Raw genomic sequence first — 19371 nt, 5'->3', positions numbered from 1 at the left:
GGGCCTTTTTCGTGTCGCGTTCAGCTCGAGTGTCTTGTACGTTCACCATTCATTCGTTGCGAGCGGTCAGACTGCCTCAGTGAGATCGAGTCCGGAAAGAACGCTGCCCACATCAGGCAAGCCAGGTCTGTGGGGCAGACCATGGCGTGATTACGCGCTCTTTGCGCTCTTGGTAGGTCCCAATCTCGCGTTGCTGATCTTGTTCACCTATCGCCCGCTGGTGGACAACATCCGACTTTCGTTCTTCGACTGGAACATTGCGGACCCGAAGGCGACGTTCATCGGGCTGAGCAACTACCGCGAGTGGTTCGGACGAAGCGACACCTGGCAGATTGTCACCAACACAGTGGTATTCACATTGGTCACAGTGGTGGGTTCGATGGTCATCGGTCTGGCGTTGGCCATGCTGCTCGATCGCAAGCTCGTCGGGCGAAACCTGGTCCGGTCGGCGATCTTCGCGCCGTTCGTGATCTCCGGTGCAGCGATCGGTGTCGCGTTTCAGTTCGTCTTCGACCCCAACTTCGGTCTGATCCAGGATCTCCTGCACCGCGTCGGACTCCAATCGCCCGACTTCTATCAGGACCCCCACTGGGCGCTGTTCATGGTGACGGTGACATACATGTGGAAGAACCTCGGCTACACGTTTGTCATCTACCTCGCTGCGTTGCAAGGAGTTCGGCAAGAATTGAACGAAGCAGCCGAAATCGACGGCGCCAAGCCGTGGACCAAGTTCCGCCGGGTTCTCCTACCTCAGTTGCGCCCGACGACGTTCTTCCTCTCCATCACCGTCATGCTCAACTCGCTCCAGGTCTTCGACATCATCAACGTCATGACCCGTGGTGGCCCGCTGGGTACAGGGACGACAACGATGGTCTACCAGGTGTACAACGAGACATTCCGAAACTTCCGGGCGGGCTACGGCGCGACGGTTGCCACCATCATGTTCTTGATCCTGCTGATCATCACCGTCTACCAGGTTCGTGCCATGGATCGGGGAGAAGAGAAATGACAGCGGTAGAGGAAAAGAAAAGCGCTGCTCCGACTTCCGTCGTCCGGCCCGGGCCGGAACGCAAGAACGTGGACCGGCGTGAGGTCGGTGTGAAGATCCTCGGCTACGCGGCAATGGTGATCGCCTTGGTCATCATCGTCCTGCCGCTCTACTGGATCGTGATGACCTCGTTCAAGGAGCGTCCGGAGATCTACACGCAGCCTGCAACGTGGTGGCCGTCGTCGCTGCATCCCGAAAACTATTCCGAAGCAACGACATCGGTTCCGTTCTGGATGTTTCTGCGGAACTCGATAGTGATCACGACGATACTGTCCGCGGCGAAGTTCGTTCTGGGGACTCTCAGCGCCTATGGGCTGGTGTTCCTGCGCTTCCCGGGGAAGAACTTCGTCTTTCTCGGAATCATCGCCGCATTGATGGTTCCGAACCAGATCACCGTGATCTCGAATTACGCACTCGTGGCAGAGTGGGGCTGGCGTAACACGTTCCAGGGCATCATAGTTCCGCTCGCGGGTGTAGCCTTCGGTACGTTCCTCATGCGCAACCATTTTCTCTCGATACCTTCGGAGATCGTCGAGGCAGCGCGGATGGACGGCGCCGGCCACTGGCGGCTTCTCTGGCGCGTGGTGCTCCCCGTTTCCGGGCCCACGATGGTGGCGTTCGGCATCATCACGGTGGTCAACGAATGGAACGAGTACCTGTGGCCGTTCCTCATGTCCGACGATTCCTCGGTGGCGCCGCTGCCGATCGGATTGACCCAACTGCAGAACAACGACGGACTCACCAACTGGGGTCCCGTCATGGCAGGAACGGTACTGACGATGCTACCGATCCTGGTGATTTTCCTTCTGCTGCAACGACACATGATCAAAGGCCTCACCTCCGGTGCGGTCAAGGGCTGACAGCTTTTCCCGTCACATTTCTTTCTCGAGGAGCAGTAATGGCAAACATGAACAGGCGCGGATTTCTGAGCCTCGGCGGTGCAATCGCCGCCGGCGCAGCACTGACCGCGTGCGCGGGATCCGGTGGTTCCAGCGCTGATGCTGCGGGAACATCCGGTGCGTCGGGTGAGTCCAACACCATCACCTTCTGGTCGAACCACCCGGGTAAGTCCACCGACGTGGAGAAGGAATTGATCAACCGCTTCCAGACCAAGTACCCGGACTTGAAGGTCAACTTGGTGGACGGCGGCAAGAACTACGAAGAGGTGGCGCAGAAGTTCAACGCTGCTCTCTCCGGCGGAGATGTTCCCGATGTGGTTGTGCTGTCGGATGTCTGGTGGTTCAACTACGCACTTGCCGGGGCAATCGAGCCGCTCGACGGACTCTTCTCCGAGGTGGGCGTCGACTCGGCCGACTACGTCGACTCGTTGCTCGCCGACTACCTGTTCCAGGGCAAGCACTACGCACTTCCCTATGCGCGGTCGACGCCGTTGTTCTACTACAACAAGGCGGTCTGGTCGCAGGCCGGACTTCCCGACCGTGGGCCTGCAACGTGGCAGGAGTTCGACGAGTGGGGGCCTGAGCTGCAGAAGGTCGTGGGCAACGGCAAGTTGGCACACGGGTGGGGCAACGCGAAGGATTACCTCGGCTGGACCTACGAAGGCCCCATCTGGACCTTCGGCGGATCGTATTCCGACCAGTGGAATCTGCAGCTCGACAACGAGAAGACCATTGCCGCAGGGCAGTTCCTCTCCAGCATGATTCACGACAAGAAGTACGCCGCGGTTTCCACCGACATCGCAAACGAATTCGGTACGGGCATCCTGGCGTCGACCATCGCGTCGACGGGTGACCTGTCCGGCATCAAGAAGACTGCCAACTTCGACTTCGGCACCGCGTTCCTCCCGGCAGTGGACGGAACTCCCGGTTGCCCCACCGGCGGCGCCGGGCTTGCCATCCCGTCCAAGATCTCCGATCAGCGTAAGAAGAACGCGCTCAAGTTCATCGACTTCATCACCAATGGTGAGAACACGGCGTACTTCTCGCAGAACGTCGGCTACATGCCGGTCCGCAAGTCGGCAACGTCGGAGCCGAGCATGAAGGCATTCCTCGACGCGAATCCGAACTCCCGTACCGCTGTGGATCAGCTTTCGCGTACGCGCTCGCAGGACTACGCACGCGTGTTCGTCCCGGGTGGCGATCAGATCATCGGCACCGGACTCGAGCAGATCGCTCTCCAGAAAGCCGACGTCGCATCGACATTCGCCGGCGTTGCCACCCAGTTGCAGCAGATCATCGACCGGCAGATCACCCCAAAGCTGCCGAAGTAGTAGGAGAGAACACTCATGGCCAACGTGCAATTCGCGGGAATCACGCACCGCTACGAAGGAACCGATCGACCGGCAGTCGACCGTCTCGACCTCGACATCGCCGACGGTGAGTTCCTGGTACTCGTAGGACCTTCCGGTTGCGGTAAGTCCACCAGCCTGCGAATGCTCGCCGGTCTCGAATCCGCGTCGGACGGCCGGATCGAGATCGGCGGCACGGACGTCACGCATCTCGCTCCGCGAGCACGTGACGTCGCCATGGTGTTTCAGAGTTACGCGCTGTACCCGAACATGACCGTCGAGCAGAACATGGGTTTTGCGCTCCAGAACGCGGGAGTGGGAAAGTCCGAACGGCGCGAGCGGGTACTCGAGGCAGCACGGATGCTTGAACTCGAACCGCTGCTCGGACGTAAACCGGCCAAGCTGTCCGGTGGGCAACGTCAGCGAGTTGCCATGGGTAGGGCCATCGTTCGCCATCCCAAGGTGTTCTGCATGGATGAGCCGCTCAGCAATCTGGACGCCAAACTACGCGTGAGCACGCGGTCGCAGATCGCTGCCTTACAGCGTCGACTCGGCACCACGACGGTCTACGTCACCCACGATCAGGTCGAGGCGATGACGATGGGGGACCGGGTGGCGGTGATGCTGGACGGTCGTTTGCAGCAGGTGGCGAAGCCGCGGGAACTTTACGACAACCCCGTCAACACCTTTGTGGCCGCCTTCATCGGATCGCCCGGCATGAACCTGATCGAAGCGCCGGTCGAGGGTACCGTCGCAGTGCTCGGTGACCTGCGGATTCCGCTGCCCACCGGGGCGTCCGAGCGGGAGCGGGTCGTCGTGGGAGTGCGTCCCGAGTCGTGGGATCTGGTGGGAGCGTGGCGAAAGGGCTCGCTGGCCGTGGATGCCGACCTGCTTGAAGAGCTGGGCGCCGAATCGTTCGTCTATGCAAAGGGTGCCCCGGATTCGCAGTGGCAGAGCCGATCCGGCCGAATCGTCATTCGCGTCGATCGGAAGATGTCGGTGGCACCGGGGGAGTCGCTTCATCTGCTGCCCAAGGCCGGCGAGGTGTACTTCTTTTCCGCGGAGACCGGGGTACGTCTGTAGCGATACTGTGTGCGGCATGACCGTCGCACGTTCGCTATTGCTGTTCGTACTCGCCGCGCTGCTCGAGATCGGGGGCGCGTGGTTGGTGTGGCAGGGAATTCGCGAGCACAAGGGCTGGATCTGGGTAGGGCTCGGCGTCATCTCGCTCGGTCTCTACGGTCTGGTCGCGACCATGCAACCCGATGCGAACTTCGGGCGCATCCTCGCCGCGTACGGCGGGATCTTCGTAGCGGGTTCACTGCTGTGGGCGGTGGTGATGGACGGATTCCGCCCGGATCGTTTCGACATCGCCGGTGCGCTGATCTGTCTGGTCGGCGTCGGGGTGATCATGTACGCCCGGTAGGGCCTTCGGCCCCGTGCGCGCTCAGGGAGTCCAGGGGGTCCTTAAGCGCGCACAGGGGCTTGCCCTTGCTACCAGATCTTCACACGCTTCTCCGGCTCCAAATACAGTGCGTCACCTGGCTTGACGTCGAACTCCTCGTGGAACGTGTCGAGGTTGCGGACGACGCCGTTGCACCGGAACTCCGGCGGCGAGTGCGGGTCGACGGCCAGACGGCGAAGCGCTTCGGCCTCACGGGCCTTCGTGCGCCATACCTGCGCCCACCCGAAGAACACGCGCTGCAGACCGGTGAGTCCGTCGATGACCGGAGGTTCGTTACCTTCGGTCGCGATCTTGTACGCCGCGATCGCGATCGACAGCCCGCCGAGATCGCCGATGTTCTCGCCGATCGTGAATTCACCGTTGACGTGGTGGCCCGGCAGTTCCTTGGGCTCGAACTCGTTGTACTGCTCGATGAGAGCCTTTGTGCGCTTGCCGAATTCGCTACGATCCTCGTCGGTCCACCAGTCGACCATGTTGCCGTCGCCGTCGTACTTGGCGCCCTGATCGTCGAAGCCGTGCCCGATCTCGTGGCCGATGACGGCACCGATGCCGCCGTAGTTGGCGGCGTCGTCGGCTGCGGCGTCGAAGAACGGCGGCTGGAGAATGGCTGCGGGGAACACGATTTCGTTCATGCCCGGGTTGTAGTACGCGTTGACGGTCTGCGGCGTCATGAACCACTCGTCACGGTCCACGGGGCCACCCAGCTTGGCCAGGTCACGGTCGTACTCGGCGGCGTATCCACGACGGTAGTTGCCCACCAGGTCGGTAGCCGAGATATCGAGACCGGCGTAGTCGCGCCACTTGTCGGGGTAACCGATCTTCGGGGTGAACTTCTCGAGCTTGGCCAACGCGGCCTCACGAGTCTGCGGGCTCATCCACTCGAGGTCGGAGATGTTGCGGCGGTACGCCTCCTGTAGGTTGGCGACCAGTTCCAGCATGCGGGTCTTCGCCTCAGCGGGGAAGTGACGGTCGACGTAGAGCTTGCCGACGGCCTCGCCGAGCAGATCTTGCACCAGGCTGACCCCGCGCTTCCAGCGCTCACGGTTCTCTTCGGTACCCGAGAGCGTGGTTCCGTAGAAAGCGAAGGTTTCGTCGACCAGCGCCGAATGCAGGTAGGGGGAGCGAGCGTGCAGCACCTTCCACGCTGCCCATGCCTTCCAGTCGTCGAGTGACTCCGACGCCCAGAGTGCGGTGAAGGTGTGCAGGAAATCGGGCTGACGGACCACGATCTCGGCGAACTTCTCCGAATCGGCGCCGAGACCGGACAACCATGCCGCCCAGTCCAAACCGGGGTTCTGCTCGGTCAGTTCCTCGAAGCCCACGAGGTTGTAACTCAGATCTGCGTCACGACGCTTGACGACGTCCCAATGCCCGGCCGCGATCTTCTTCTCGAGTTCGAACACACGCTGTGCGTCGTAGCCGACGCCGGCGAGGGTGAACATCTTGTCGATGTGCGCGACGTACTTCTCGCGGATCTCCGCGTAGTTGTCCTCGCGGTAGTACGACTCGTCGGGCAGGCTGATTCCCGACTGGCTGAAGTGGATCAGGTACCGCTCCGAATTCTTGGCATCGGTGTCGACGTAATGCGAGATGGCACCGCCGACGCCGACGCGCTGGTGGCGTCCGATCACGGTGGCCAACGACGACCGGTCCGGCGCATCGGCGACGGCGTCGAGCTCGTCGTCGATGGGGCTGAGGCCCGCGGCCTCCACCGCGTCGGCGTCCATGAAGCTCGAGTACAGGTCGCCGATGCGCTGTGCATCGGTACCGGCGGCAGAGTTGGACTCCGCGGCTTCGGTGATGATGGTCTGTACGTCTTCTTCGGCCTTGTCGTAGAGCGTCCGGAAGGCCCCGTCGACTGCGCGGTCTGCCGGAATCTCGTATTCGGCGAGCCATTTTCCGTTGACGTGGACGAACAGATCGTCCTGCGCCCGTGTGTCGCCGTCGAGGTGGGTGAGGTCGATGCCTGAGCGATGAGCCGTGGTCATTTCTCCATCCTTACACGATCATGACGAACTGCTCGGTGTGTGCGTGATCGCTCCACACCCCAGTTCATCTCTTGTGCTGGGCAACGTCGGTACCGCATGGCACGATCGAATACGTGACCAGCAGACCTGCCGCAGATCCGCACCTGCAGGACCTCGCGCGACTACGACGCGTGCGTGACCGTATCGACCGGGAGTACGCGCGGCCTCTGGACGTGGAGGCGCTCGCGCGGGGAGTGAACATGTCTGCGGGGCATCTCAGTCGCCAATTCCGTCAGGCGTACGGCGAACCGCCGTACGCATACCTGATGACCAGGCGAATCGAGCGCGCAATGGCGTTACTGCGCCGCGGAGATCTCAGTGTCACGGACGTCTGCTTCGAAGTCGGCTGCAGCTCTCTCGGCACTTTCAGCAGTAAGTTCACCGAATTGGTAGGGGTCCCGCCCAGCGTCTATCGGCGCGAGGCCGAGCAGTCGACGGCCGGAATGCCTTCCTGCGTGTCCAAACAAGTCACCAGACCGATCAGGAATCGAGAAGCGCAGAACCCACAACCGCAATTAACGTGATCGCCATGGACATCACCATTCACTCGAGTTTCCTTCCGCAGGACGACCCTGACGCCGCCCTGAACTTCTACCGCGACACCCTCGGCTTCGAGGTGCGCAACGACGTCGGCTACGACGGGATGCGTTGGATCACGGTGGGGCCGCCCGGCCAGCCCGGCACCTCCATCGTGTTGCATCCGCCGGCCGTCGATCCCGGAATCACCGACGACGAGCGCCGCACCATCATCGAGATGATGGCCAAGGGCACGTACGGCGGACTTCTTCTGGCCACCAAAGATCTGGACGATACGTTCGAGCGGCTTCAGGCCGGCGACATCGACGTCGTCCAGGAACCGACCGAGCAGCCGTACGGCGTTCGCGATTGCGCCGTCCGCGACCCAGCGGGAAACCTGATCCGTATTCAAGAACTGCGCTGAGCCCGTCAACTGCGCTGAGACCGTCGGCGATCGACTGACAGATGGAGACACGATGACTGCCCTGCACACTGCAGACAGCCACGATTTGATCCGCGTGCAAGGCGCGCGGGTGAACAATCTCGAAGACATCAGCGTCGAGATCCCGAAGCGGAGGCTGACGGTATTCACCGGCGTCTCCGGTTCGGGAAAGAGCTCGCTGGTGTTCAGTACGATCGCCGCGGAATCGCAGCGGATGATCAACGAGACCTACAGCGCTTTCGTTCAAGGATTCATGCCGACGCTCGCGCGGCCGGACGTCGATGTTCTCGACGGCCTGACCACCGCGATCATCGTCGATCAACAGCGGATGGGCGTCGACCCGCGCTCGACAGTCGGAACCGCCACCGACGCCAACGCGATGCTCCGCATCTTGTTCAGCCGTCTCGGAAAGCCTCACATCGGTTCGCCTCAGGCGTTTTCGTTCAACGTGGCCTCGATCTCCGGAGCAGGCGCGGTCACGATGGAACGCGGCGGACGTCAGACGAAAGAGCGTCGTAGCTTCAAGATCACCGGCGGCATGTGTCCGCGATGTGAGGGACGAGGGGCGGTCAACGATTTCGATCTGACCGCGTTGTACGACGACACCAAGTCGCTCAACGAGAGTGCGATCACGGTCCCCGGCTACAGCATGGAGGGTTGGTACGGCCGGATCTACCGCGGCTGCGGTTTCTTCGATCCCGACAAGCCGATCAAGAAGTACACCAAGAAGGAACTGAACGATCTGCTCTACAAAGAGCCGACCAAGATCAAGGTCGAAGGCATCAACCTGACGTACACGGGTCTGATTCCGCAGATTCAGAAGTCGTTCCTCGCCAAGGACGTCGACGCGATGCAGCCCCACATCCGGGCGTTCGTCGAGCGGGCGATCACGTTCACCACCTGCCCTGAATGTGACGGGACGCGACTGAGCGAGGGCGCGCGGTCGTCGAAGATCAAGGGCGTCAACATCGCCGACGCCTGCTCGATGCAGATCAGCGATCTCGCGGAATGGGTCAGCGGTCTGAAGGAACCATCGGTCGCGCCTTTGCTCACGACGCTCGGCGAAACGCTCGACTCCTTCGTGGAGATCGGACTCGGCTACCTCAGCCTCGACCGTCCGTCGGGAACGCTGTCCGGTGGTGAAGCTCAGCGCACCAAGATGATTCGGCACCTGGGTTCCTCGCTCACCGACATCACGTATGTATTCGACGAGCCCACTACCGGCCTGCATCCGCACGACATCGCGAGGATGAACGATCTTCTGCTGCGCCTGCGGGACAAGGGCAACACCGTGCTCGTTGTCGAGCACAAGCCGGAGACGATCGTGATCGCCGATCACATCGTCGACCTCGGGCCAGGCGCGGGTAGCGCCGGTGGAAACGTCTGCTTCGAGGGCACAGTCGATGGCTTGCGAGCCAGCGATACGGTCACCGGGCGTCACTTCGACGACCGGGCCGCCCTCAAGGAGACCGTGCGGGAGTCCACCGGAGCAATCGAGATTCGTGGAGCGAACTCACACAACCTCCAAGATGTAGATGTCGACGTACCGCTCGGTGTACTGGTCGTGGTGACTGGTGTGGCCGGATCGGGTAAGAGTTCGCTGATCCACGGCTCGCTGGCGAAACGCGAGGACGTGGTGTCGGTCGATCAGAGTGCGATCCGCGGCTCGCGTCGGAGCAACCCGGCAACGTATACCGGGCTGCTCGACCCGATCCGCAAGGCATTCGCGAAGGCCAACGGCGTGAAGCCGGCGCTCTTCAGTGCCAACTCCGAAGGCGCCTGCCCGACGTGCAACGGCAACGGCGTCATCTACAGCGACCTGGCGATGATGGCCGGCGTTGCCACTCTCTGCGAGGAGTGCGAGGGCAAGCGCTTCCAGGCGGAAGTTCTCGAATACAAATTCGGTGGCAAGGACATCAACGAGGTTCTCACGATGTCGGTGGCCGAGGCCGAGGAGTTCTTCGGCGACGGTGAGGCGAAGACGCTCGCTGCGCACAAGATCCTCGTCCGACTGGTCGACGTGGGGCTCGGGTACCTCACGATCGGCCAGCCGTTGACGACGCTGTCGGGCGGTGAGCGTCAGCGCATCAAGCTGGCGACGCACCTCGGCGAGAAGGGTGGCGTGTACGTCCTCGACGAGCCGACCACCGGACTGCACCTGGCCGACGTCGAGCAGTTGCTCGGCCTGCTCGATCGACTCGTCGATTCCGGTAAGTCCGTCATCGTCATCGAGCACCACCAGGCCGTGATGGCGCACGCCGACTGGATCATCGACCTCGGCCCTGGAGCCGGTCACGACGGCGGTCGGATCGTCTTCGAAGGCACTCCCGAGGAGCTCGTCGCCGACGGCTCCACCCTCACCGGAAAGCACCTCGCGGCATACGTCGGCGGCTGACCTGGCTCCTACCTCAGGCGTCGATACCCAGGTTGATGACGGCGAGGTAGGAACCGTCCGACTGCTTCTCGACGGTCATGAGGCCGGTGTCGTCGTAGATACCGTCACTGGCGTTGTTCGTGTTGTTCTCACGACCGGTGTGCTCGCTGTACGGGGACTGCGAGTACACCTCGTCGAGAAGGGTCTCGTCGAAGAAGGTCTGCGACGTGAGGACCGTCTTCTTGTCGATGTGCACCTTGACGTGAATGTGGGTGGTGCGGCCCATGTACCAGCCGGGAAAGATCGTGGTGAACTGCGCGATGCCGTTTGCATCGGTGGTCTGGGCGCCGCGCAGGTAGGTGCCGTCGTCGGTGGTGGTGGCTTCGGTGTCGCCGACGCTGTACGAACCGTCGGAGGTCTCTCCGGAACCGCCCATGCCGCCGCCCATTCCTCCGGGGGCGCCTGACGGAGGTTCGCCCATTCCACCTCCGGGTGCACCTGACGGAGGTTCACCCATCCCGCCGGCCGGGGGAGTTCCGCCACCGCCGCCGCCGTTGGCGCTCAGCGAACCGGATTCGAAGCCGGAGTACACGCCGCCGGCGTCGCAGTGCCAGATCTCGACGACGGCGTTGGAGACCGCGCCGATGCTGCCGTCGACGTTGCACTGGCTGTTGTCCTGCACGCGCATTGCCACCTGCAGTGTGGTGCCCGGACGGTCTTCGCGGATGTCGCCGCGAATGGAGTCGACGTCGAACCAGTAGGGGCCCTGTGTCTCTTCCTTGCTCATGACGCACTGCGGTGCTTTGGCCAGAAGTGCGGTGACGGCATCGCCGGACGTGGCCGCTGCGGAAGCGCCGGAAGTGGTTGTCGTCGATGCAGCCGCGGCCGAAGTCGTCGTGGCGGTGCCACTGTTACCGGAACAGGCTGCGATGAGCCCGCCGAGACTGATGGTTCCGCCGAGAGCGAGGGCCCGTCGACGGCTCACGCGTAGCCTGCTCACTTCGATGTCTTTGTTCACGCCGCTGTACCTCCATTGTGTGGGCTGTTGTCTCAATGGTGGACGGGCGACCTGGTGCGGAACTGGTTATCCGCTGTGAACTTGCTGGGAGAGCATCTGGATGCTCGAGGTGGCCCGTACGTAGACCTGTCCGCCGGCGTCGACGATGCGCGTTTCGATCAGCGCGAGCCTGCGCCCGGCGCGAATCACGGAGGCTTCGGCGCGCAAGACCGGCCCACCGATGTCGGGTGAGCGCAGGAAGTCGATCTTGTGGTCGAGGACGCGATAGTCCTGATCGGCGCTGGTCAGGGTCTGTGCTGCCAGTCCCGTAACGGCGTCGACTGCCGAGATGAGGACACCGCCCTGCACGGCGCCCAGCGGGTTGGCCATCCAGGCGACGGGTGCGAACTCCCCGACGACGGAACCTGGCGTCACGTCGACGACAGCAAGATCGAGTAGTCCGGCGAGCGGTCCGCGTTCGAGCGTGCCGCCTCGGATACCTTCGACGACGTCGGACCCCGACAACCCACTCAGGTTGCTCGTTTTCTCCGGCGTCGGGACCGGTAGCGGCTCACCGTCCACGTAGTCGTCGATTCCGACGACGGGTGGACGCGAGACCACCATTGCGCGGCCGGCCATCACGGCCAGCAGGGTGCCGTTCTCGTCGCGAAGTTGACCGGACGCGAGCCCGACGCCGTCGTCGAGATGCACGAGCGTGCCGGTGGCGCCGACGTCTGCGAGAGCGGGAATGTCGGCGCCCGCGCTGACCGTGACCTGCGCGAGCACGGATTGATGGCCCGAGGTCAGTCCCGAGTACACCGCGCCGCCCATGGCACCGTCGATCATGACGCCGATGGAACCGAGCACCGTCTTGCCACGGTGATCGTGGAAGCGCGGGCCGACTGCCTGCGCGAAGGCCAAGTCGCCCGGCACGACCGATACGGCGCGCACACCCATCAAGGTGTTGAGGGGGTCAAGTTGCGTGACGGGTGCGGCGGAGTTGTCGATGCTCATCCGTCGAGTATCTCCAGCGCACCCAGTCCTGCCGAGACCGGGTCTCAACCACCGATACGTGAATGCATCTCCCAGACGAGGACTTCCGCCCCGGCGTCGGAGGTCAGTTGCTGCCCACCCGAATCGCTCAACCGGACGGCATCACCCTCGTACAGTGTGCCCACGCCCTCCATCTCGGCAGTGCCCTGCGCAACGAAGACGTGCAGGAACGGTGCGCTGGGAAGATTCACGGAGGTGCCGGGCAGAATCCGCGCGACGTGCATGGCGGCGTTCTTGTTGTTGATGCGAATCGCCGAATGATCCTTGTAGCGCTCCATTCCGGAGGCCACCGGGATCAGACCGCCGCGCAGCAGTTCGTCGTCGATCTCGAGTTGTTCGTAGCCGGGAGTCAGTCCACCTTCGTCCGGTACCACCCACATCTGGATGAAATGCACGGGGTCGGAATGCTGTTCGCCGCCAATACGCCACGAATCGTTCTTCTCGCTGTGCATGATTCCGGTACCGGCGCTCATGCGCTGGGCGAGGCCTGGATAGATGACGCCGGTGTGGCCGATGGAATCCTGGTGCACGAGCGAACCGCGAAGTACCCACGTCACGATTTCCATGTCCTTGTGCGGATGGGTATCGAAACCGGTTCCCGCCAGTACGGTGTCGTCGTTGTTGACGAGCAGCAATCCGTGATGAGTGTTGTCCGGATCGTAATGCTGTCCGAACGAGAACGAATGTTTCGAATCCAGCCAGGAGACGCGGGATTTCAAGCGATCACCGGAGCGGTGCACATCGATGTGCGGTGTCGTCCGTGGGGCCTGTGCTCGACCAGATGCCATGGCTCCTCCTTCTGTGCCACCGGGATCCATCACTACCGGATCCACCACTACCGGCATCCACCCTACGACGAACCTGCTGTGTAGTCCGAACATTGGGCGTACTCGGTGGTGTCGTCAGTTCGTCGACGCGTGCATCTCCCACACGAGTATCTCCGCATCGTCGATTCCCTCGACTCGTTGACCGCCAGTGTCCTTGAGTCGCAACGAATCTCCTGGTCCCAGCAATCCGACTCCCTCGACGTCGACAGTGCCGCTGGCGATGAACCCGTGCACGTACGGCGCATCCGGAAGAGATACCGACCCGCCGGTCTCGAGGCGAGCAACATGTAGTGCCGCATGTTTGTTGTGCAGGCCGATGGCGCTGTGACCGCGATGCGCAGGCATCCCCGATGCCAGGGTGATCAGGCCACCGCCGTCGAGTTCGGAGTTGATGTCGAGTTCCTGATAGCTCGGGGTCACTCCGGATTCGTCCGGCGGTATCCACATCTGAACGACGTGAACGGGTTCGGTGACGCGTGAGCCGTCGGCCCGGAAGCGATCGTTGCGCTCGGAGTGCAGGATTCCGGTACCGGCGCTCATTCTCTGCGCGAGTCCGCGATGGATGACGCCGGAGTGCCCAGCGGAATCCTGGTGAACCAGAGATCCGCTGAGCACCCACGTCACGATCTCGGTATCGCGGTGCTGATGAGTGTCGAAACCGGAGCCGGCTTCGATGATGTCGTCGTTGTTCACCAACAGAAGTCCGTGCGCGTACGCGGCGTGATCGAAGTTTCCGGCGAAGGGGAAACTGTGACGCGCGGTGAGCCAGCCGTAGTTGAGGTGCGCACGTTCGGCTGCTCGTTGGACGACCACCGACGACATGTCAGCTCAGCTTTTCGTGTGCTGCCGGGATGGATCCGAGGCGTCCGGCCTGGAAGTCCTCGAAGGCCTGCATGACCTCGGACTTGGTGTTCATGACGAACGGCCCGGCCATCGCGATGGGCTCACGAATCGGTTTGCCACCGAGGATGAATACCTCGAGGGATTCGGTCCGCGAATCCTGGCGATCGGAAGCGGCGACGGTGATGGAGTCACCGCGTCCGAAGACAGCCGTCTGCCCTACTCGAATGGGTCGACGCTCGGCTCCGACCGTTCCTTCGCCGGCGAGCACGTAGACGATGGCGTTGAACTCGGGGTTCCAGGGCAGAGTCAGGCTCGCACCCGGGGCAATAGTGGTGTGGGAGAGCGCGATGGGTGTGTACGTCGATCCGGGTCCGGCGTGGCCGGCGATGTCTCCGGCGATGACGCGCACCAAGGCTCCGCCGTCCGGCGAGGAAAGCAGGGCCACCTTGTTGCCCGTGATGTCCTGGTACCGCGGAGATGCCATCTTGTTGTCGCGAGGCAGGTTGACCCACAGTTGGACGCCGTGGAACAGGCCGCCGCTGAGGACGAGGTGCTCCGGCGGAGTTTCGATGTGAAGGATGCCGCCACCCGCGGTCATCCACTGGGTGTCGCCGCCGCCGATTACACCGCCGCCACCGTTGGAGTCCTGGTGCTCCATGATGCCGTCGATCATGTAGGTGACGGTTTCGAAGCCGCGGTGCGGGTGCCACGGAGTGCCCTTGGGCTCTCCGGGTGCGTAGTTGACTTCGCCCATCTGGTCCATGTGGATGAACGGGTCGAGGGCGGAGAGGTCGATGCCGGCGAACGCGCGGTGGACGGGAAAGCCTTCACCTTCGTATCCGACCGGTGCGGTGGTGATGCTCTTGACGGGGCGGTCGACTGCTGACTCTGCCGGCTCGTCGAGGCGGGGCAGGGCCAAGATGTTCTCGACTGTCACAGCAGGCATGTCGTACTCCTTGTATCCGTGAAGCTGATGTCAGGTAGTTGATTGTTCAACTATCTCATTCGGAGTCAACAAAGTCGAGCCCCGGGTATTCCCGGGGCTCGACTGGTGTTCGGATCAGCCTGTTGTCTGGATCAGCGCAACATGCTGCCGAGGGTTTTTGCCGCTGCCATGACCTCGGCGCCCAGGGCTGCTTGATCCTCGGAGTCGAACACGGAGATTCCGAGGCTGGAGATGGCGTCGCGGCGTCTGCCGGGGATGACTGCCGAGATTCCCAGGACGGACGGGATGACCTCCCCGACGGTCACTGCGTAGCCCCGTGCGCGGGCAGCCGTCACTTCCTCTCGTTCCCCGCTCACCGGTGGGAGTGAGGCAAGAATGGAAAGCCCTGCGGAGCCGCGGTCGATCGGATCAACCTGCCCTGGATGAAACGCGACGTGAACCTTGGCGCTGCGCGGTTCGACCACCATCAGTGCGCGCACTTCGGTGTCGCTCTCGCGGACCACCAGGTGTGCTGTCGCCTCGGTGGCCTCGGCAAGTTCTTGAAGTATCGGGCGGGCCAGGGTTCGCAAATCTTGTTCCACCGGTTCGGCGAGGGTGACCAGTCCGGCGCCGAGAGTGACGCGCTTGAAGGAGTCCTTGCGGCACAGGTGATGAGCCTCGAGCGTGCGGATCAACCGATGTGCGACAGTCCGGTGGACTCCCACTCCGTCGGCAATGTCCGTGACTGACAAACCGTGCGGATAGGACGTCAGGAGTTCCAAGATCTCGAGTCCGTGGTGCAGCGTTTTCGACATGCTCGAGTCCACTTGAACTGCGCTTTTGTGCGGACGGTGTTCCTCGCTCAGCTCTGACATCAAATCCCTTTCTTGACGTTTGTGAGGTATGCCACCTACGCTTTGAACATATCGCACAGTGTGTGCGATTATCGCACACTTTACGGAGCTGCACAACCTTCGGGTGGATGCAGCGCAGCGTGTTCGGAGAGAACCTTCATGAGCAACTACCGCGTCGTGGCAACGGAGGATGTTGTCGCAATCCACCAGCTGTACGGCCACCAGAGTCATTGCATAGACTCTGGGCGCCAGCAGGATTGGGCGCAGACATTCACGGACAACGGTGAATTTCATTCAGCCAGTTATCCGGAACCCGTGGTCGGTTTCGACGACCTTGCAGCGTTTGCTGCTCGCTTTTACGCTGCTGCGGAAGCTGTCGACGAGGTGCATCGGCACGTTCTGACCAATCTCGTCGTCGAGGCGGTGGACGAGAGTGCTCTCGCAGTGCGCGGGTACCTGCAGATCGTTGCCACCGCTCGCGGCGGCGAATCGCGACTGGTTCGGATGACGACGGTCGCTGACCGCGTGGTTCGGGTCGGTGAGGAATGGAAGATCGCCCGCCGCACCGTCTCCCGAGACGACGCACCTCGAGTGTCCGAACACGGCTGAAGTACCGAAATGTTTCTTGCACAACAATATTCAGTAGGAGAAGTACATCATGACCGAAAGCTCTGACCAGACGAACCCGGGCCGCACCGTTGTGACGCAGATGTCGGCGGTGTACCCGGAGTTGGCAGGCAAGGTCGCAGTGGTGACCGGCGCGGCTCAGGGTATGGGTGCGACCTTCGCCGAAGGGCTGGCAACACGCGGCGTACATGTCGTCGGTGCCGACATCAACGAAGAGCAGATGCTCGCCACGGCCGCACGAATCAATACGGACCTGGAATCGAATGCACTGGCGGACAAGCCGGGTCGCGTCGTCGGAGCTCGGGTCGACGTCACCAAGCCGGACGAGCACGAACTGCTTGCGCAGTTGGCGTTGAAGGAGTTCGGCCGGGTCGATTTCTGGATCAACAATGCGGGTATCTTCCCGTTCGCGCTGGCCGAGGAGATCACCCCGGAGCAGATCGGCGCAACGCTGAGTGTCAATGTCGAAGGAGTGCTCTACGGTGCTCAGGCAGCGGCACGCCACCTCGGTCCCGGCGGCGCCATCGTCAACATGTCCTCGGTATCTGCGCTGCGTGTGCGGAAGGGGAGAGGCGCTTACTGCACGTCGAAAGCTGCCGTCGCGCACCTCACTGAGTCGCTCGCAGTGGAGTTCGGAGACAAGGGTATTCGTGTGAACTCCATTGCGCCCGGCTACATCGACACGGCGATGACGAAGTGGGTCCAGGATGATCCGATCGCGCTCGCGAACGCACTCGACGCGGTACCGCTGCATCGTCTGGGCTCGCCCGAAGAGGTCTTCGGGCCGCTGCTGTTCCTGCTCTCGGACAGCGCGCGCTACGTCACCGGGCACAGCATTGCGGTGGACGGTGGTTCGCGGCATGTCTGAGTCCACGAAATATCCCGGCGTCGTTCTCGTTACCGGCGGTGCTGCCGGGATGGGAGCGCATCACGCGCGCACTCTCGCCGCGCGCGGTTCGCATGTCTGCATTGCCGATGTTTCGGATTCATCCGGCGTGGTCGACGACATTGTCTCCGCCGGCGGATCGGCGTCCGCTCATCTTCTGGACGTCACCGATGCCGATGCCTGGGACCGGGTTGTCGACGAAATTCGCACCACCCGTGGGGAACTCGGTGGACTGGTCAACAACGCCGGCATCTCGCGTCGGCTCGAATTCATGGACACCCCGAACGACATCTGGGAACTGACCATGAAGATCAACCTCTTCGGTCCGTTCTACGGTATGAAGGCGGTGGCGCCGCTGATGCGCCAGAGTGGTGGCGGATCGATCGTCAACATCTCGTCCATCGCCGGTCAGATCGGGTACTTCTCTCCGGCTTACTCGTCGAGCAAGTGGGGTTTGACCGGTCTGTCGAAGTCGGCCGCGGGCAACTTCGCGCAGTGGGGGATTCGCGTCAACTCTGTGCACCCGGGACTGGTCGGTACGGCGCTGCTCGGCGGCGCAAACGACTTCGTCGCCGCGTCACTGAAGTCGGTTCCCTTCGGACGCATGGGAACTCTCGACGAGATCACCGAAGCGGTGCTGTTCCTGCTCTCGAACAGTTCGACCTACACCACCGGTACGGAACTCACCGTCGACGGCGGGTTGGTGTCGAACGGTCTTTACCACCGCATCATCGCGGAGACTGGAGAACTTTCATGACCGAGCACTGGGACGTCGTTGTCATCGGTGGCGGCGGAGCCGGTCTCGCCGCTGCGGTGTCGGCAGCTGAAGAAGGCGCATCCGTTCTGCTGTTCGAGTCCGAAACCGAACTCGGTGGATCCACTGCGCTGTCGGCCGGAATCTTCACGGCCGCCGGAACAAGCGTGCAGGCCGGCCTCGGAGTCGACGACTCGGCAGAGAAGTTCTTCCAGCACTACATGGACCTCAACCAGTGGATGCTCGCACCCGGATTGATTCGTGCGTTCTGCGAAAATGCCGGTCCGACACTGGAATGGCTCATCGGGCTCGGCGTCGAGATTCCAGCGGCGATCTCGGGTAACGCTCACCAACCGGGACTCGCCCAGGCCGGCGTCGAGGATGTCTGGCGCGGCCATGTGCCCAAGGATCAGGGATACGGACTGATTCAGGTGCTGGACAAGGCTCGTCGTAAGCACGGGATCGAGGTCATCTTCGGAACACGGGTGCAGAAGCTGATCGAGGAAGACGGTCGGGTTGTCGGTGTTGTCGCCGACGACATCGAGGTGCCTGCGGGCGCCGTCGTTGTTGCTTCCGGTGGATTCGCGCAAGATCCAGGCTTGGTGGCGCGCCACTTCCCGGACGCGAACAAGGCCGGAGACGCCTTGTTCGTCGTCGCAGCGGAGGGGAGTCGCGGAGACCATCTTCGTTTTGCCGAAGACCTCGGTGCTTCCGTGGCGGGCGACGGCTGGGGCCTGATGCTGCCCACGGTCTACTTCCAGCGATTCCATCACTGGCAGGCCGGTTTTCCGCCGAAGTCGCGGATCTACGTCAACCAGGACGGCCGTCGATTCATGGACGAGGACAGCTCGTACGCCGTCTCGACCGGCATCATCGACCATCAGGGTGGATACGGTTGGATGATCTTCGACGAAAACGCTCGCGTGAATCTGGCTCCGGGATATGCGGATTGGAATCCCGAACGCGTCGAGGAAGAAGTTGCCGCCGGTGGCACGATTCGCGCGGATACGATCGAAGACCTCGCAGTGGCGACGGGTGTTCCGGTTGCGACGTTGGCGCAAACCCTGCGTCGATGGAACGACCAACTGCCCAGCGGTCACGACGACGACTTCCTCCGTCATCGCACGTTGCGAAACAAGGGTGCCGTCGGCAATCCGGATCCTATTGCGACAGCTCCGTTCTATGCCGCGAAAATCCTTCCGGCAGAGCTCGTATGCACGCATGCGGGAATGGAAATCAACACCGATGCGGCCGTGCTCGGCAGCACCGGAGTACCTATCGAGGGTCTGTACGCGGCCGGTGAGGCCGGCGCCGGAATCCTCGGACTGAGATACGTGGGCGGCGGCAATGCAGTTGCCAACGCTTTGACCATGGGCCGCGTAGCGGGACGTAATGCGGCGAATTACACCAGGACCAGCGCTGAGAGCGCACCGGTCCATTCCATCGCGCACTCCTGACGTCCGACGTCTGCGCGGCACCGAATCC

Annotated in this window: 19 protein-coding genes; 12 read left to right on the top strand and 7 right to left on the bottom strand. The window is 62.5% G+C overall.

What is annotated here, in order from left to right; genetic code table 11:
* The first annotated feature begins 34 nt into the window (after positions 1-34).
* Genes ABX74_RS21455 through ABX74_RS21435 form a run of 5 tightly spaced genes read left to right on the top strand, consistent with a single transcriptional unit; the run spans position 35 to position 4722 of the window.
* Entirely contained in the window at positions 35-1009 is a 975-nt protein-coding gene (locus tag ABX74_RS21455) for a carbohydrate ABC transporter permease (RefSeq protein WP_019745218.1), read from the top strand.
* The gene (locus tag ABX74_RS21450) at positions 1006-1908 is read left to right on the top strand and encodes a carbohydrate ABC transporter permease (protein ID WP_020970719.1); all 903 of its coding nucleotides are present in this window, start codon (positions 1006-1008) and stop codon (positions 1906-1908) included. Before ABX74_RS21455 ends, ABX74_RS21450 begins: the two co-directional genes overlap by 4 nt.
* A gap of 38 nt (positions 1909-1946) precedes the next feature.
* On the top strand, positions 1947-3278 hold the full coding sequence (locus tag ABX74_RS21445; RefSeq protein ID WP_019745217.1) for an ABC transporter substrate-binding protein: 1332 nt from the start codon (positions 1947-1949) through the stop codon (positions 3276-3278).
* A 15-nt stretch (positions 3279-3293) separates the two neighbouring features.
* Positions 3294-4379, top strand: a complete 1086-nt coding sequence (locus ABX74_RS21440; RefSeq protein WP_047889663.1) for an ABC transporter ATP-binding protein — start codon at positions 3294-3296, stop codon at positions 4377-4379.
* A 16-nt stretch (positions 4380-4395) separates the two neighbouring features.
* On the top strand, positions 4396-4722 hold the full coding sequence (locus tag ABX74_RS21435; RefSeq protein WP_003940244.1) for a YnfA family protein: 327 nt from the start codon (positions 4396-4398) through the stop codon (positions 4720-4722).
* A 68-nt stretch (positions 4723-4790) separates the two neighbouring features.
* Here ABX74_RS21435 and ABX74_RS21430 read toward each other — a convergent pair whose 3' ends face one another.
* Complete coding sequence (locus ABX74_RS21430) at positions 4791-6749, bottom strand: M13 family metallopeptidase (protein WP_047889662.1); 1959 nt, start codon at positions 6747-6749, stop codon at positions 4791-4793.
* A 113-nt stretch (positions 6750-6862) separates the two neighbouring features.
* Here ABX74_RS21430 and ABX74_RS21425 point away from each other — a divergent pair, with 113 nt between their 5' ends.
* The 3 genes from ABX74_RS21425 to ABX74_RS21415 are packed head-to-tail and all read left to right on the top strand — an operon-like array spanning position 6863 to position 10141.
* Entirely contained in the window at positions 6863-7312 is a 450-nt protein-coding gene (locus ABX74_RS21425; RefSeq protein ID WP_019745214.1) for a helix-turn-helix transcriptional regulator, read from the top strand.
* Positions 7313-7317: 5 nt separating this feature from the next.
* A complete protein-coding gene (locus ABX74_RS21420; protein ID WP_020909044.1) occupies positions 7318-7728 on the top strand; it encodes a VOC family protein in 411 nt (136 codons plus the stop codon).
* Positions 7729-7780: 52 nt separating this feature from the next.
* Positions 7781-10141 (top strand): ATP-binding cassette domain-containing protein, encoded by a 2361-nt coding sequence (locus ABX74_RS21415; protein WP_019745212.1) that lies wholly within the window; start codon positions 7781-7783, stop codon positions 10139-10141.
* A 13-nt stretch (positions 10142-10154) separates the two neighbouring features.
* Here ABX74_RS21415 and ABX74_RS21410 read toward each other — a convergent pair whose 3' ends face one another.
* The 6 genes from ABX74_RS21410 to ABX74_RS21385 form a co-directional block, all read right to left on the bottom strand.
* Positions 10155-11138 (bottom strand): protocatechuate dioxygenase, encoded by a 984-nt coding sequence (locus tag ABX74_RS21410; RefSeq protein ID WP_047889661.1) that lies wholly within the window; start codon positions 11136-11138, stop codon positions 10155-10157.
* Positions 11139-11204: 66 nt separating this feature from the next.
* The gene (locus ABX74_RS21405; RefSeq protein WP_047889660.1) at positions 11205-12131 is read right to left on the bottom strand and encodes a PaaI family thioesterase; all 927 of its coding nucleotides are present in this window, start codon (positions 12129-12131) and stop codon (positions 11205-11207) included.
* A 44-nt stretch (positions 12132-12175) separates the two neighbouring features.
* Positions 12176-12958 (bottom strand): pirin family protein, encoded by a 783-nt coding sequence (locus ABX74_RS21400; protein ID WP_020970714.1) that lies wholly within the window; start codon positions 12956-12958, stop codon positions 12176-12178.
* A gap of 114 nt (positions 12959-13072) precedes the next feature.
* On the bottom strand, positions 13073-13819 hold the full coding sequence (locus ABX74_RS21395; RefSeq protein ID WP_020970713.1) for a pirin family protein: 747 nt from the start codon (positions 13817-13819) through the stop codon (positions 13073-13075).
* Position 13820: 1 nt separating this feature from the next.
* Positions 13821-14786 carry a pirin family protein gene (locus ABX74_RS21390; protein ID WP_020970712.1) on the bottom strand — a complete coding sequence of 322 codons (966 nt, stop codon included), beginning with the start codon at positions 14784-14786 and terminating at the stop codon, positions 13821-13823.
* Between the two features lie 131 nt (positions 14787-14917).
* Positions 14918-15640, bottom strand: a complete 723-nt coding sequence (locus tag ABX74_RS21385; protein ID WP_047889659.1) for an IclR family transcriptional regulator — start codon at positions 15638-15640, stop codon at positions 14918-14920.
* Between the two features lie 138 nt (positions 15641-15778).
* Between ABX74_RS21385 and ABX74_RS21380 the strand changes: the two genes are divergently transcribed.
* The 4 genes from ABX74_RS21380 to ABX74_RS21365 are packed head-to-tail and all read left to right on the top strand — an operon-like array spanning position 15779 to position 19343.
* Positions 15779-16228 carry a nuclear transport factor 2 family protein gene (locus tag ABX74_RS21380; protein ID WP_019745206.1) on the top strand — a complete coding sequence of 150 codons (450 nt, stop codon included), beginning with the start codon at positions 15779-15781 and terminating at the stop codon, positions 16226-16228.
* Between the two features lie 49 nt (positions 16229-16277).
* On the top strand, positions 16278-17114 hold the full coding sequence (locus ABX74_RS21375; RefSeq protein ID WP_019745205.1) for an SDR family NAD(P)-dependent oxidoreductase: 837 nt from the start codon (positions 16278-16280) through the stop codon (positions 17112-17114).
* Positions 17107-17889, top strand: a complete 783-nt coding sequence (locus ABX74_RS21370; protein WP_047889704.1) for an SDR family NAD(P)-dependent oxidoreductase — start codon at positions 17107-17109, stop codon at positions 17887-17889. The genes ABX74_RS21375 and ABX74_RS21370 overlap by 8 nt, the downstream gene beginning before the upstream one ends.
* Positions 17886-19343 (top strand): FAD-dependent oxidoreductase, encoded by a 1458-nt coding sequence (locus tag ABX74_RS21365; RefSeq protein WP_047889658.1) that lies wholly within the window; start codon positions 17886-17888, stop codon positions 19341-19343. Before ABX74_RS21370 ends, ABX74_RS21365 begins: the two co-directional genes overlap by 4 nt.
* Positions 19344-19371 lie beyond the last annotated feature (28 nt).

This window comes from Rhodococcus sp. ARP2, assembly GCF_001029585.1.
Classification (GTDB): domain Bacteria; phylum Actinomycetota; class Actinomycetes; order Mycobacteriales; family Mycobacteriaceae; genus Rhodococcus_F; species Rhodococcus_F erythropolis.
The sequence above is the reverse complement of the archived record's forward strand: the minus strand, read 5'-3'. Positions and strand labels throughout refer to the sequence as shown.

Coding starts and splice junctions, on each gene's coding strand:
- ABX74_RS21385 (WP_047889659.1), bottom strand. CDS start 15,640: ATGTCAGAGCTGAGCGAGGAACACCGTCCGCACAAAAGCGCAGTTCAA.
- ABX74_RS21375 (WP_019745205.1), top strand. CDS start 16,278: ATGACCGAAAGCTCTGACCAGACGAACCCGGGCCGCACCGTTGTGACG.
- ABX74_RS21365 (WP_047889658.1), top strand. CDS start 17,886: ATGACCGAGCACTGGGACGTCGTTGTCATCGGTGGCGGCGGAGCCGGT.
- ABX74_RS21435 (WP_003940244.1), top strand. CDS start 4,396: ATGACCGTCGCACGTTCGCTATTGCTGTTCGTACTCGCCGCGCTGCTC.
- ABX74_RS21415 (WP_019745212.1), top strand. CDS start 7,781: ATGACTGCCCTGCACACTGCAGACAGCCACGATTTGATCCGCGTGCAA.
- ABX74_RS21440 (WP_047889663.1), top strand. CDS start 3,294: ATGGCCAACGTGCAATTCGCGGGAATCACGCACCGCTACGAAGGAACC.
- ABX74_RS21380 (WP_019745206.1), top strand. CDS start 15,779: ATGAGCAACTACCGCGTCGTGGCAACGGAGGATGTTGTCGCAATCCAC.
- ABX74_RS21400 (WP_020970714.1), bottom strand. CDS start 12,958: ATGGCATCTGGTCGAGCACAGGCCCCACGGACGACACCGCACATCGAT.
- ABX74_RS21420 (WP_020909044.1), top strand. CDS start 7,318: ATGGACATCACCATTCACTCGAGTTTCCTTCCGCAGGACGACCCTGAC.
- ABX74_RS21395 (WP_020970713.1), bottom strand. CDS start 13,819: ATGTCGTCGGTGGTCGTCCAACGAGCAGCCGAACGTGCGCACCTCAAC.
- ABX74_RS21450 (WP_020970719.1), top strand. CDS start 1,006: ATGACAGCGGTAGAGGAAAAGAAAAGCGCTGCTCCGACTTCCGTCGTC.
- ABX74_RS21390 (WP_020970712.1), bottom strand. CDS start 14,786: ATGCCTGCTGTGACAGTCGAGAACATCTTGGCCCTGCCCCGCCTCGAC.
- ABX74_RS21370 (WP_047889704.1), top strand. CDS start 17,107: ATGTCTGAGTCCACGAAATATCCCGGCGTCGTTCTCGTTACCGGCGGT.
- ABX74_RS21430 (WP_047889662.1), bottom strand. CDS start 6,749: ATGACCACGGCTCATCGCTCAGGCATCGACCTCACCCACCTCGACGGC.
- ABX74_RS21445 (WP_019745217.1), top strand. CDS start 1,947: ATGGCAAACATGAACAGGCGCGGATTTCTGAGCCTCGGCGGTGCAATC.
- ABX74_RS21405 (WP_047889660.1), bottom strand. CDS start 12,131: ATGAGCATCGACAACTCCGCCGCACCCGTCACGCAACTTGACCCCCTC.